Consider the following 12,931-nt stretch of genomic DNA (forward strand, 5'->3'; position numbering starts at 1 on the left):
AGGGTTCCTCCGGAGGCTTCAAGGCAAACGGACCTCGATCGTTCCGCTTTCGACCATTGATGTTGCAGATATGCAACAATCGTGTGTGATTGAGGCAACAATACGGCGTAAGCCGCTCCGGAAGTGGGCAGGAACCAGCGAAAAGACAGAGTGTTGCCTCAATCGGAGACGATGATGACCGACTTTTCCGAAGCCCGGGAGGCGATGGTCGCGCGGCAGATTTCGGATCGCGGCATAGGCGATCCGCGCATCCTCGACGCCTTTCGGACGGTGCCCCGCGAAGAGTTCGTGCCCGATGAGGCCCGTGCCCACGCCTATGAGGACGGGCCGCAGCCGATCGAGGCCGAGCAGACCATCTCCCAACCTTATATCGTTGCGCTGATGATCGAGGCTGCCGAGCTTTCGGCAAGCGATCGGGTGCTCGAAGTCGGTTGCGGTTCCGGCTATGCGGCGGCTGTCGTGGCGCAACTGGTCGACGAGGTGATTGCAATCGAGCGTCACCATGATCTGGCGACCCTCGCCGGCGCGCGCATGGAACGGCTCGGCTACGACAATGTCTCGATCTACGAGGGCGACGGCAGCAAGGGCTTCGCCGCGGAGGGCCCGTTCGACGCGATCATCGTTTCGGCGGCGGGGAGCCATATCCCCGATCCGCTGCTGGCCCAACTCGCCATTGGCGGTCGGCTGGTCATGCCCGTCGGCGAGCCCAATAGCGTCCAGCAATTGCTCAAGATCACGCGCACCAGCGAGGAGGATTATGAGCAGGAGGAAGTCGGCGCCGTCCGCTTCGTGCCGCTGGTCGGCGCCCATGGGTGGACGGAGCATGGCGATCGCGCCGATGCGCGCAGCCCTGCCGAACTCATCCGCGACTTTGCCGAGCCGCTGCCGGCGCTCGACGATCCAGCGTTCGGTGCCCTGTTCGATCGCTTCGGCGACGCCCGCGTGGTGCTGCTCGGCGAAGCCAGCCACGGCACCCGCGAATATTATCGTGCCCGCGCCGCCATCACCCGGCGCCTGATCGAGCGGCACGGCTTCAACATCATCGCGGTCGAGGCAGACTGGCCCGATGCCGCGAGCGTCGATCGCTATGTCCGGCTCCGCCCGCACCGGGAGGGAGAGGAGGCGGCGTTCCAGCGTTTTCCGATCTGGATGTGGCGCAATGTCGAGGTCGACGATTTCATCCGCTGGCTCCGCCGCCGCAACCAGGACCGGCCGCCCGCTGCCCGGACCGGGTTCCACGGGCTCGACCTCTACAATCTTGCCGGGTCGATGCGCGCGGTGATCGATTTCCTCGACGATGCAGATCCCGAGGCCGCTGCCTTGGCGCGGGAGCGTTACGGCTGTCTGCAGCCGTGGAGCCGGGATCCGGCGATCTACGGCCGCATCGCGCTCAGCGAGGGCTTTGCCCGTTGCGAGACCGGCGTCGTCGAAATGCTGCGCGATCTGCTCGCGCGGCGGGTGGATTGCATGGGCGAGGAATGCGAGGAGTGGCTCGACGCCGCCGCCAATGCCCGCCTCGTCAAGAGTGCCGAGCGCTACTACCGGGTGATGTACGAGGGCGCGGCGGAGAGCTGGAATCTGCGCGACACCCATATGTTCGAGACGCTGTGCCAGCTGCTCGACGCCAAGGGACCGGACGCGAAGGCGGTGGTCTGGGCGCATAACAGCCATATCGGCAATGCCGCGCATACCGAGATGGGCCAGGAGCGCGGCGAATTGAACATCGGCCAGCTCACCAAGGAGAAGTTCGGCGACCAGGCGCGCCTGATCGGCTTCGGCACCCATGCAGGCACGGTCGCGGCTGCACATGATTGGGACGAGCCGATGGAGGTCAAGGAGGTGCGGCCGTCGCTTGCCGGCAGCTACGAGCGGCTGTGTCATGACAGCGGCGTCGAACGCTTCCTGCTCGACCTGCGCGAAGGGGCCGACGGCCGCCTGATCGAGGCCCTGCTGGAGCCGCGGCTCGAACGATTCATCGGCGTGATCTACCGCCCGCAGACGGAGCGCTGGAGCCATTATTCGGAGTGCGTGCTGCCGCGGCAATTCGACGCGTGGCTGTGGTTCGACGAGACGAAGGCGGTGACTCCGCTGCCGGGCGCGGAGCTGCCCGGAGAGGACGAGACCTACCCGTTCGGGTTGTGATCGGCGGGACGCACGAGCTCCAGTGCATAGGCGCGGATGTCCTTCGGCCAATCCGCCGTGCGGGCGGCAAGGGCGTCCCCATCTCCGGCGAACAGCGCGCGTGACGCCTCCTCGAACCCCGGCAGATTGCCGGCAAGCGCCGACATGAAGCGGTAGGCGCGCTCGCTCTCGAAGTGGGGTTGCGCCTGGTCGGCGTTGCGCGCCCCGTCGACCAGTCGGCGCAAGGCGTGCGAGGCGCCGCCGCGCTGCCTGCCGAGCCACTCCCAATGGCGTGGCAGCAGGGTCACTTCGCGGGCGACGACGCCGAGCTTCGGCCGCCCCCGCCCGCGTGCCGGCGGGGCGAGGCGGGCGACGATCTCCTCCGCCGATCCGCGCAGATCGAGATCGATGACGCGCCCGGTCTCGTCCGAGAACACCAGGATCCCGGCGGCGGCACCGGCATTGCGCACCGCAAGGGCGACGTCCGCCAGTCGGCCGCGCGCGAGGATGCGCTCTCCCACAAATGCGGTGCTCGGCTGATCGGCGTCCATATTCGTCTCCCTCGCCCACTGTTTATACCCGGGCGCTATTGACGTCAATATCATCCGGGTAATATATAGCGTCTCAGTTTACAGCGGAGCGGATCGATGAAACCGGACGAGAAGAAGGCGGTGATGGCCGCGTACAAGGAGCGCAAGCCGATCGCCGGCCTGTACGCCCTGTGCTGCACGCCGACCGGCCAACGCTGGGTCGGCCGCGCGCCCGACGTCGCGACGATCGAAAACCGCATCCGCTTCGCCCTGCGGCTCGGCACCACACCCCACCGTGATCTGCAGGCGGCGATCCGCGCGCATGGCGAGGATGCGTTCACGTTCGAGATCGTCGAGCGGCTGGACGAGAAGGACATGGAACTCGGCCGCGATCGCATTTTGAAAAGCCGGCAGGCACATTGGTGCGAGACCCTGGGGGCGAAGGGGATTTGAGAGTTCGCGCGGAAGCGTACGACCTACCTCCTCGCCCAGTTCCACTCGCCGGTTGCCCCCAGCCGTCATCCCGGCGGAGGCCGGGATCTCGGGTCGAGAAGTCGGAGGCGTCAATGGAGCGCTTCAAAGGTGCCGTGCCCTTTGCGCGCCGAGATCCCGGCCTTCGCCGGGGTGACGAATTGGGGAGGCGAGGCCTCGGCGCGCGCGTGGCTCCGTTCCGGGTCCGCGGAGCGTTGTGTTCATGCGCGCACGCCGGTGATCCGAGCGCGCCAGCCGCCGCGCGTCACCCCCGCGCGCGCTCCCGGATCCGGGTGATGGTCGTCGCCGCCGTGATATATTCGACCTCGGTCTTGAGATGGAGCAGGCGCACGCCTTTCTGGCCCATCGCGCGCTCCAGCGCCGGACCGAAACTCTCCGTCGTTTCCACCGTCTCCGCCCAGGCGCCGTAGGCGCGGCCCAGGGCGGCGAAATCCGGGTTGACCAATTCGGTGCCCGACAGGCGCTGCGGATATTCGCGTTCCTGATGCATGCGAATTGTGCCGTAGCTTCCATTGTCGATGACCAGCACGAGCATCGAGGCACCATAGCGGATCGCGGTCGCGAGTTCCTGGCCGTTCATCAGGAAATCGCCGTCCCCGGCCGCGCAGACCACCTGACGATCAGGGAAGCGGATCGCAGCGGCGACCGCGGCGGGCAGGCCGTAGCCCATCGATCCGTTGGTCGGCGCAAGCTGGCAGGGTAGGGCGGCATAATGCCAGAAGCGGTGGAACCAGCCCGAGAAGTTGCCGGCGCCGTTGCAGACGATCGTGTCGGCCGGAAGCGTCTCGCGAAGCCGGGTCACGGCCTGGCCGAGATCGAGCGCGGCTTCGGTCGGCGTTGCCGTCGACCACTCCAGCCATTCCCGGTGCGCCTCGGCGCCAGCGTCGAAATGGATGACCTCGTCCTCCCAGCTGGCGACGAGCTCGGCGAATTCGCGCATGTCGGCGCAGATCGGCAGGCAGGTCTTGTAGACCCGGTTGAGCTCGTTGGCGTCCGGGTGGACATGGACGAGGGTCTGGCCGGGATGATCGGGGGTGAGCAAGGTATAGCCGTCGGTGGTCGCCTCGCCGAGCCGCGGGCCGACGACGATCAGCAGGTCGGCCGTCTTGACCCGCTCGACCAGCCTGGGATTGGGGCCGTAGCCGAGATTGCCGGCATAGACCGGAGAGCTGTTCGCGAGCGCATCCTGGCGCCGGAAGGCGCAGGCGACGGGGAGGCCGATCCGCTCGGCGAATTCAGCGAAATACTCGGCGGCGCCGGCATCCCAGCCGGCGCCGCCGACGATCGCCACCGGCGCGCAGGAATCCTTCAGCAGGTCCATCAACGTCGCCACCGCCATCGGATCGGCGCTCTGGACCGGCGGTGCGATTTTCGGACGGTCGACGGCTTCAACGGCGTCGCGCAGCATGTCCTCAGGAAGCGCGAGCACGACCGGACCCGGGCGGCCCGACATCGCGGTCGCATAAGCGCGTGCGACATATTCGGGAATGCGCGCGGCATCGTCGATCCGCGCTGCCCATTTGGCGAGCGGCCGGAACATCGCCGCGAAGTCCACCTCCTGGAAGCCCTCGCGATCGCGGTCGCTGCGGGCGACGTCGCCGATGAACAGGATCATCGGAGTCGAATCCTGGAACGCGACATGGACTCCGACCGACGCATTGGTCGCGCCGGGGCCGCGCGTGACGAAGGCTATGCCGGGCCGCCCCGTCAGCTTGCCGTCGGCCTCGGCCATATAGGCAACTCCGCCTTCCTGACGGCAGACGATGAGATCGATCTCCGGCGTGTCATGGAGGGCATCGAGCACAGCGAGGAAGCTTTCGCCCGGCACGGTGAAGATCCTGTCGCAGCCCTGCGCGACGAGATTGTCGACCAGAACGCGGCCGCCGCTGCGAATGTTGCTCATCGGATCGTCTCCCCTTCGCCCGCTGGGCGCTCCTGCGCCGTCGCGCCTACGAGAAGGTTGGGAACTCGGCAAGCCAAGGGGCTGTTGACAGGCGTGTAAACCGGCTTGACCTTACGTTCACGTAAAGTAGGGATTGCTGCAGATTTCCAAGGAGAGATGATATGACCAAGAGCGAAATGGCGGCCGCCCTCAACGACAAGCAGGCGTTCCTGCCCGGCAAGCGCGTGAAGCTCGATTTCGGCGCGGAAGGCGTGGTGCTGCTCGACGGCATCGCGAGCCAGGTGACCGAGGAAGACGGCGATGCCGACACCACGATCAAGGTCGACTGGTCGGATTGGAAAGCGATGAGCGAAGGTCGCCTCGATGGCATGACCGCTTTCATGCAGGGCAAGCTCAAGGTCGAGGGCGACATGTCGAATGCCATGCAGCTCCAGGGCGTGCTGTCGAAGCTGCGCGGGTAAGGGCAACAGTGCCCTCACCCTCCCAGCCCTGACGGACTGGGCCCCTCCCTCTCCCCGAAACGGGAGAGGGGATCAGCGCCGTTCCGACTCCTCTCCCAGTTGGGGAGAGGGAGGGTGAGGGCACGTTGAAGTTGAAACCTCATTCAGGTTTTCTTGACCCGGGGGCGGTTCAGCTTCTATCGCCGGCCCACAATCTGGGAGCGGGTGCATGAGAAAGATCTACCCCAATGCCGGCGCGGCCCTCGACGGGCTGCTGTTCGACGGCATGATCATCTGCGCGGGCGGCTTTGGCCTGTGCGGCATTCCCGAGCGGCTGATCGACGCGATCCGCGAGTCGGGAGTCAAGGATCTGACCGTCGTCTCCAACAATGCCGGGATCGACAATGAAGGGCTCGGCAAGCTGCTGAGGACCCGCCAGATCCGCAAGATGATCTCGTCCTATGTGGGCGAGAACAAGGAGTTCGAGCGGCAATATCTCGCCGGCGAGCTCGAGGTCGAATTCTGCCCCCAGGGCACGCTCGCCGAACGCTGCCGCGCCGGCGGTGCCGGCATCCCGGGCTTCTACACCAAGACGGGAGTCGGAACGCTCGTCGCCGAGGGCAAGGAGCATAAGGAGTTCGACGGCGAGACCTACATCCTCGAGTGCGGGATCCGCGCCGATCTGTCGATCGTCAAGGGCTGGAAGGCCGACGAGGCAGGCAATCTCGTCTTCCGCAAGACCGCTCGCAACTTCAACCAGCCGATGGCGACCGCCGGCAAGATCTGCGTCGCCGAAGTCGAGGAGATCGTGCCGGTCGGCAGCCTCGATCCTGATTCCATCCATCTGCCGAGCATCTATGTGAAGCGGCTGATCGACGGCGCACCGTACGACAAGAAGATCGAGTTCCGGATGACTCGTTCGCGGGAAGCGGCATGAGCGACGATGCCATCCCGACCGGGGCGGACGCCGGCGCGATCTCGACGATCGACAAGGAGGAGCTCCTCGCCCGCTCGGTCGAAGTGGTCCGAATGTGGGTTGAGAACGGCGGTGGCGGAACCTTCATCATCAAGCCCGATCGGCTGGAAAGCCCGGAGATGTTCGGGATGATGCTGGCCGATTGCGCGCGCCACGCTGCCGTGGCCTACGCGCATGAACTCGGCATCACCCAGAGCGCTGCGATGGACGCGATCTGGGAAGGGCTCGACGAAGAACGCGACGATCCCTCCGGCGAGCCGGAGACGATCGAGACGAGTAGGAGGACGCACTGATGGCCTGGGATCGCAACCAGATGGCGGCACGCGCCGCGCGCGAGCTGCGCGATGGTTATTACGTCAATCTCGGCATCGGCATCCCGACGTTGGTGGCCAACAACATCCCGGACGGGATGGAAGTGACCCTGCAATCGGAGAACGGGATGCTCGGCATCGGCCCGTTTCCCTATGAGGACGAGATCGATCCGGATCTGATCAACGCCGGCAAGCAGACGATCTCGGAGCTTGCCTCGTCCAGCTATTTCTCCTCGTCCGACAGCTTCGCGATGATCCGCGGAGGCCATATCGATCTGACGGTGCTCGGCGCGATGGAAGTGTCGGAACAGGGCGACATCGCCAACTGGATGATCCCGGGCAAGATGATCAAGGGCATGGGCGGCGCGATGGACCTCGTCGCCGGCGTCAAGAAGATCATCGTGGTGATGGAGCACAATTCCAAGAGCGGCGACCCGAAGTTCATTCCCGCGTGCACCTTGCCGCTGACCGGCAAGAATGTGGTCGACATGATCGTCACCGATCTTGCCGTGTTTCAGCGCCCCGATCATCAGAGCCCGTTCAAGCTGATCGAGCTGGCTCCAGGGGTCACTGCGGAAGAAGTGGCGGCCAAGACCACGGCGAAGTACGAAGCGTAGGGACGTCCCGGCCGAACAGAGGGAGGGGCGCAAAGGGGGTATGATGAAGACGATGTTTGCGAGGGCCGCTTCGGCCGTCGCCTGCGCCATGATCGCGCTGGCCGCTCCCGGTTCAGCGCAGCCGGCGATCCCGCACATGCAGATGTGGCGGCTGGATTGCGGAACGATCGACGTCGCCGATCTCGACGCGTTTTCTGACACGTACCTGTATGTCGGCCAGAAAAAGCGACTGACCGACAGCTGCTATCTGGTTCGCCACGGCGAGAATTATCTGCTGTGGGACACCGGCCTTCCGGGCGAACTTGCCGGCAAGCCGCCACTGACGTCCGACGGCTACACGACGTCCCTCGGGAGCCGTCTTGTCGATCAGCTCCGCGGCATCGGGGTCACGCCGGATAAGGTGAATTTCGTCGGAATCAGCCACAATCATTTCGATCACATCGGCCAAGCCGCTGATTTTCCCAAGGCCACTCTGCTGATCGGTGCCGAGGATCTTGAGGCGACAAAGAAGAGTGACGCTGCGGCGCGGTTCGCACCGTGGCTGAAGGGCGGCGCCAAGGTTCAGGAGACCAAGGGCGACCTCGACGTGTTCGGCGACGGCAGCGTGATCGTCCTCGACATGCCCGGTCACACGGACGGCCACCAGTCGCTGCTGGTGCGGCTACCCCGCACCGGACCGGTTCTGCTCACCGGCGATCTCTTCCACTTCACCGAAAACATGCAGAAGCATGGCGTGCCCGGCTTCAATGCCGATCGCTCGGCCACCCTCGCTTCCTTCGACCGCTTCGAGACCATCGCCAAGACTTTGAAGGCGCGGGTGATCATCCAGCACGAACTTCGCGACGTCGCCAAGCTGCCGGCCTTCCCGACACCGGCCGAATGACAGAACGGGCGCTGCCCGGATCGGAGGTTGCAATGAAAGCATTACTGTCCGTCACGCCTGGTGGCCCCGAGACCCTGCAATTGACCGAGCTGCCGGCCCCGCAGGCGGGCGCCGGTCAGCTGCTCGTGCGGGTGAAGGCCTGTGCGATCAACTATCCGGACGTCCTCATCATCGAGGACAAATATCAATTCAAGCCGAACCGGCCGTTCGCGCCGGGCGGGGAGGTCGCCGGGATCGTCGAATCGATCGGGGAGGGCGTTTCCGGCTGGTCGGAAGGCGATCGGCTGATTGCGATGCTCGGCCATGGCGGCCTTGCCGAGCAGGTCGTCGTCTCCGCAGCGACCGCGTTGCGGCTGCCGCCCGAGCGCAGCTTCGAGGAAGGCTCCGCGCTGATCTTGACCTATGCGACCTCGATCCACGCCTTGCTCGACCGCGGGCATCTGAAGGCCGGCCAGACCTTGCTCGTGCTCGGCGCGGCGGGCGGCGTCGGGCTTGCCGCGGTGGAACTTGGAGTCGCGTTCGGCGCCCGGGTGATCGGTGCCGTCTCGTCCGAGGAGAAAGCCGCTGCGGTGCGTACTGCCGGCGCTGCCGACGTGATCGTCTATCCCCGCGGGCCATTCGACAAAGACGGATCGAAGGCGCTTTCGCAGCAAATCAAGGACGCCGTCGGTGCGGCCGGCGCCGACGTGATCTACGATCCTGTCGGCGGCGACTATGCCGAGCCGGCGCTGCGGGCGATCGCGTGGGAAGGGCGTTACCTCGTCGTCGGCTTCCCGGCCGGGATCCCCAAGCTGCCGCTCAACCTGACCCTGCTCAAGAGCTGCGACGTCTGCGGCGTATTCTGGGGCGCCTTCGCGGCGCGCGACCCGCAGGCCAATGCCGCCCATATCGAAACCCTGTTCCGCTTGTGGGACGAGGGCCGGATCGCGCCGAAGGTCAGCCGGACGTGGCCGCTCGCCGAAGCGGGCGACGCCATTGCCCATATGGCCGCGCGTCAGGCGGTGGGCAAGCTGGTCGTCACCATCGACTGAGGAGGCCGACGCCGCCTCGCCCGCCTTCAGGGTACCCGCCTCTTCGCTTCGATTGCACCCGAGGCATTCGACGCCTATCTGAGGCGCAAAGGAAAGCAGGGAGCAGCATGACTACCTTCGACGATCGCGAGCGGGCCTTCGAAAACCGCTATGCCCGTGACCAGGAAATGCAGTTCAAGATCACTGCGCGGCGCAACAAGCTGCTCGGTCATTGGGCTGCGGGGCTGATGGGCCTGACCCAGGTCGAGGCCGACGCATATGCCAGCGACGTGGTTCGCGCCGATTTCGAGGAAGCGGGGGACGAGGACGTCATCCGCAAGGTTCTCGGCGATCTCACCTCGGCCGGGGTCGACTGCGACGAAGCACGGATTAGAACCGCGCTCGAGCACAAGACCGTCGAAGCGCGCCGTCAACTGATCGAATCGCAGGGCTGAGATCATGCCGATGGCCGCTGAGGAGATCGAGACGCTGATCCGGTCCGCTATCCCGGATGCGCACGTCGAGATCACCGATCTTGCCGGAGACGGAGACCATTATTCCGCGCGGGTGGTCGCCGAAAGCTTCAGGGGGATGCCGCGCGTCAGGCAGCATCAGCGGGTTTATGACGCGCTGGGCGGCCGCATGGGCGGCGTGCTCCATGCCCTCCAGCTTACCACCGCACTTCCCGAATGATCCCCCGGAGATTCCACCATGTCTGACGTAGCCACCCGCATCGACGATATCGTCCGCAACAAGGACGTCGTCCTTTTCATGAAGGGCTCGGCCCTTTTCCCGCAATGCGGCTTCTCGAGCCGCGCGATCGCCATCCTCGATCATCTCGGCGTCGCCTATGACACGGTCGACGTGCTCCAGGACGCGGAGATCCGCAACGGCATCAAGGAATATTCCGATTGGCCGACCATCCCCCAGCTGTACGTGAAGGGCGAGTTCGTCGGCGGCTCCGACATCATGATGGAGATGTTCGAAGCCGGCGAGCTTCAGCAGCTTGTCCAGGACAAGCAGGTCGCCCGCGCCGAAGGCGCTTGAGGCACACTCCGGGCCTGCGAAGGGGCGCGCTCCGTCCGCAGGCCTGCAACACCAGCGCACAGTGAAAAAGGGCGGTCAGCGCGACCGGAAATGCGCTGACCGCCCTTTCTTTCGACTTCGAACAGTGTGGACTGCTTTGGAAGCTGTGTGGACGGCAATAGGGATACACGGGCCGTGCCAGATCGTCCAGATGTCGGTTTCCCGCGGCACGCGATGGTGAAGCCGGGTTAACCGCTCTTGCGCATTGTAAAGCCTGCCGACAGCAGGGCAGCGCATCGTCAGACATTCATCGAGCGTTCACCCTCGGAATGATTACATCTGTAGTCATAAGGGGAGAACGTCCATGGAGCGCATTGCCGAGGGCGAGCTTGCGGTGATGGAGGTGCTCTGGGAGGAGTCGCCGCTCACCGCTGCCGAGGTCGCCGAGCGTGTCCCGGCCGAGCGGGGCTGGAGCCTCGCGACGGTCAAGACCATGCTGTCCCGTCTTCTGGCCAAAGGCGTTCTCGATCATCAGGAGGCTGGGCGCCGCTATCTCTACCGCCCCGCCATCCGTCGTGAGGATTATGTCGCCGAGGAATCGGGACGGCTGATCGATCGCATGTTCGGCGGGCGGGTCACACCGCTGGTCGCGCACCTTGCGGAGCACGATCGCCTGACCCCCGCGGACATCGAGGAGATCGAGAAGATCCTGAGGGAGCTCAAGTCATGACCGGCTGGCTCGTTGAAACCTTTGTCACGATCACGTTGCTGATGCTGCTGGTGCTTGCCCTGCGCGGGCCGGTGGCACGGACGTTCGGTGCCGGCTGGGCCTATGCGCTCTGGCTCGTGCCCGCGGTCCGCCTCGTTCTTCCGGCGCTGCCGCAGTTGACTCCCGACATCGTTCTTCCGGCCGCCACAGCGATTCCGACAATGTTCGGGGCTGCGACGTTCGGGAGTGCCGCGCCGCCGCCGGTCGAGGCCGGGCTTGGGCAGTGGGTGCCTTTCATGCTTGCCATGTGGGCCGGCGGCGCGGTCATCTTCCTCACGTTCCAGTGGCTCGCCTACCGGGATTTTGCCCATCGGCTGGGCACGACCGCGCGTCCGGCACGGCCGCCGAGCTACGGCGGGATCATGACCCTGGTCAGCCAGGCGGTCGACGGACCGCTGGCGATGGGCCTGATCGAGCGCAAGATCGTCGTACCGGCCGACTTTCTTCGCCGCTACAGCGAGAGCGAGCGCCGGCTGGCGCTGGAGCATGAACTCACCCACCACCGCCGCGGCGACATCTGGTGGAACATGCTCGCCACGCTCGTGCTTGCGCTGAACTGGTTCAATCCGATCGCCTGGGCGGCGTACAGGGCCTTCCGCACCGATCAGGAACTGTCCTGCGACGCCGTCGTCGCGGCACGGGCAAGCGCCCAGGACCGCTGGGATTATGCTCGCGCTCTGGTCAAGTCGGCGAGCCGTCCCGGCGTGATCGCTGCCTGCTCGCTCAACAGCACCAATGCGCTCACGCGCCGGCTTCGGATGATCGGCGGCCATCGGGCGAGCCCCGGACGGACGCTCGGCGGTGTGCTCGCCCTGTCCTTGTTCACCACCGCCGGTTTCGCGGTCGGCAAGCCCGATGTCATCGTGGAGGCGCCTGTGGTGGCTGCGACCGCGCCCGCGCCGCGAGTGCCGCACGGCGCCCCGCCGGCCGCAGTCCCGGCCTCGCGTCCGTCAGTGCTCAGCCTGGCGGCTCTGGTTCCCTCGCAGCGGGCTGTCCAGATCGCGCCACGGACGCTCGCAGCGCGCGCCGCTCGGCCTGCGGCGGTCACCCGTCCGGCTGCTGCTGCAGCGGCTGCCGGTCCAGCCACGGGGGCTGCTGCGCCAGCCCCTGCTGCGGCGCCGGCGCCGATTGCGCATGCGGAACTGGCTGTGGCGCTTGCGGCGTTCGAACAGGCTGCACGGGGCGCTCCGTCCGGTATGATCCGCCTGCCGCAGGCGGCGCTGCTCCCGGCACCTGCGGCCCCGCGAAAGCTCCGAAGCAGGCACGTCCATCGGATCGAACGCCGCACCGTAGACCAGCATGATGCAGACGAGACACGGGTGATGGTGGTGACGGTAACCGCTAACGAGCATGAGCCTGCGCTGGACGCGGAAGCGGCGCTGCGCGGCCTGCACGAAGTCGCCACCGCCGTAGGTGGCGGCGGCACCGTGCAGAGCGACATGCTGGCGCAGATCGCCGAGGCGAAGCTGGTGCTGCGCGGGCTGCGCTTGCGTGCTCCCGACATGTGGCAGAACGCCGCCGACGGAGACTGCATCCATTGATCGTGTTCCGCAGGATCATGCTCTCGCTCGGTGCCGGCGTGGGTGCCGCGGCCTTGACCTTCGTCAACCTGCCGACGCGGGCAGACCCGGGCGTTCATCCCAGCCGGGCAACGCCGGTCCGCCTGTTCTACACTGACATACCGAAATCGGGCGATGCAGACCAGGACGCGAAACTTGGAAAGAGCAAGGCGATCCTGAAGGGTGCGTCCGCCGCGCTCCATCGGGGGCGCTAGAGCACAGGCGGCCTGCTCCGCCGCGTCTCGGGCCCGATCGCTTCGGGACGCTGCCCTTGGTTTTCGGCCTTTCCGGTGC

At 66.0% G+C, this 12,931-nt stretch carries 16 protein-coding genes; 14 read left to right on the plus strand and 2 right to left on the minus strand.

Features of this window, described 5'->3' with window-relative positions:
• Window positions 1-174 precede the first annotated feature (174 nt).
• Complete coding sequence (locus tag C7I55_RS10590) at window positions 175-2,142, plus strand: protein-L-isoaspartate(D-aspartate) O-methyltransferase (RefSeq protein WP_106513207.1); 1,968 nt, start codon at window positions 175-177, stop codon at window positions 2,140-2,142.
• Here C7I55_RS10590 and C7I55_RS10595 read toward each other — a convergent pair.
• Window positions 2,124-2,672: a DUF2239 family protein gene (locus C7I55_RS10595; protein WP_106512887.1), complete on the minus strand. Its 549-nt coding sequence runs from the start codon at window positions 2,670-2,672 to the stop codon at window positions 2,124-2,126. The two genes, C7I55_RS10590 and C7I55_RS10595, sit on opposite strands and share 19 nt — an antisense overlap.
• 96 nt (window positions 2,673-2,768) lie before the next feature.
• Here C7I55_RS10595 and C7I55_RS10600 point away from each other — a divergent pair, with 96 nt between their 5' ends.
• Window positions 2,769-3,104, plus strand: coding sequence for a GIY-YIG nuclease family protein (locus tag C7I55_RS10600; protein ID WP_106512888.1), 336 nt, complete (start codon window positions 2,769-2,771; stop codon window positions 3,102-3,104).
• A 283-nt stretch (window positions 3,105-3,387) separates the two neighbouring features.
• On the opposite strand, the gene C7I55_RS10605 is transcribed toward C7I55_RS10600, so the two are convergent.
• The gene (locus tag C7I55_RS10605; RefSeq protein ID WP_106512889.1) at window positions 3,388-5,046 is read right to left on the minus strand and encodes a thiamine pyrophosphate-binding protein; all 1,659 of its coding nucleotides are present in this window, start codon (window positions 5,044-5,046) and stop codon (window positions 3,388-3,390) included.
• A 161-nt stretch (window positions 5,047-5,207) separates the two neighbouring features.
• On the opposite strand from C7I55_RS10605, the gene C7I55_RS10610 reads away from it, so the two are divergent.
• From C7I55_RS10610 to C7I55_RS10665, 12 genes are all read left to right on the plus strand, one after another.
• Window positions 5,208-5,507, plus strand: coding sequence for an SCP2 sterol-binding domain-containing protein (locus C7I55_RS10610; RefSeq protein WP_106512890.1), 300 nt, complete (start codon window positions 5,208-5,210; stop codon window positions 5,505-5,507).
• A gap of 208 nt (window positions 5,508-5,715) precedes the next feature.
• Window positions 5,716-6,423: a CoA transferase subunit A gene (locus C7I55_RS10615; RefSeq protein WP_106512891.1), complete on the plus strand. Its 708-nt coding sequence runs from the start codon at window positions 5,716-5,718 to the stop codon at window positions 6,421-6,423.
• The gene (locus C7I55_RS10620) at window positions 6,420-6,755 is read left to right on the plus strand and encodes a DUF5076 domain-containing protein (RefSeq protein WP_106512892.1); all 336 of its coding nucleotides are present in this window, start codon (window positions 6,420-6,422) and stop codon (window positions 6,753-6,755) included. The genes C7I55_RS10615 and C7I55_RS10620 overlap by 4 nt, the downstream gene beginning before the upstream one ends.
• Window positions 6,755-7,390 (plus strand): 3-oxoacid CoA-transferase subunit B, encoded by a 636-nt coding sequence (locus C7I55_RS10625; protein WP_106512893.1) that lies wholly within the window; start codon window positions 6,755-6,757, stop codon window positions 7,388-7,390. The genes C7I55_RS10620 and C7I55_RS10625 overlap by 1 nt, the downstream gene beginning before the upstream one ends.
• 40 nt (window positions 7,391-7,430) lie before the next feature.
• On the plus strand, window positions 7,431-8,273 hold the full coding sequence (locus C7I55_RS10630) for an N-acyl homoserine lactonase family protein (RefSeq protein WP_456297918.1): 843 nt from the start codon (window positions 7,431-7,433) through the stop codon (window positions 8,271-8,273).
• Between the two features lie 32 nt (window positions 8,274-8,305).
• Window positions 8,306-9,304, plus strand: coding sequence for an NADPH:quinone oxidoreductase family protein (locus C7I55_RS10635; protein WP_106512894.1), 999 nt, complete (start codon window positions 8,306-8,308; stop codon window positions 9,302-9,304).
• 107 nt (window positions 9,305-9,411) lie between these two features.
• Window positions 9,412-9,738, plus strand: coding sequence for a DUF1476 domain-containing protein (locus C7I55_RS10640; RefSeq protein WP_106512895.1), 327 nt, complete (start codon window positions 9,412-9,414; stop codon window positions 9,736-9,738).
• Window positions 9,739-9,742: 4 nt separating this feature from the next.
• Window positions 9,743-9,976: a BolA family protein gene (locus tag C7I55_RS10645; protein ID WP_106512896.1), complete on the plus strand. Its 234-nt coding sequence runs from the start codon at window positions 9,743-9,745 to the stop codon at window positions 9,974-9,976.
• Window positions 9,977-9,994: 18 nt separating this feature from the next.
• Window positions 9,995-10,330 (plus strand): Grx4 family monothiol glutaredoxin, encoded by a 336-nt coding sequence (gene grxD, locus C7I55_RS10650; protein WP_106512897.1) that lies wholly within the window; start codon window positions 9,995-9,997, stop codon window positions 10,328-10,330.
• 343 nt (window positions 10,331-10,673) lie between these two features.
• Window positions 10,674-11,039 (plus strand): BlaI/MecI/CopY family transcriptional regulator, encoded by a 366-nt coding sequence (locus tag C7I55_RS10655; protein WP_106512898.1) that lies wholly within the window; start codon window positions 10,674-10,676, stop codon window positions 11,037-11,039.
• Window positions 11,036-12,619, plus strand: coding sequence for a M56 family metallopeptidase (locus C7I55_RS10660; RefSeq protein WP_106512899.1), 1,584 nt, complete (start codon window positions 11,036-11,038; stop codon window positions 12,617-12,619). The genes C7I55_RS10655 and C7I55_RS10660 overlap by 4 nt, the downstream gene beginning before the upstream one ends.
• Window positions 12,616-12,852: a hypothetical protein gene (locus C7I55_RS10665; RefSeq protein WP_106512900.1), complete on the plus strand. Its 237-nt coding sequence runs from the start codon at window positions 12,616-12,618 to the stop codon at window positions 12,850-12,852. The genes C7I55_RS10660 and C7I55_RS10665 overlap by 4 nt, the downstream gene beginning before the upstream one ends.
• Window positions 12,853-12,931 lie beyond the last annotated feature (79 nt).

Source organism: Allosphingosinicella deserti, assembly GCF_003012735.1.
Classification (GTDB): domain Bacteria; phylum Pseudomonadota; class Alphaproteobacteria; order Sphingomonadales; family Sphingomonadaceae; genus Allosphingosinicella; species Allosphingosinicella deserti.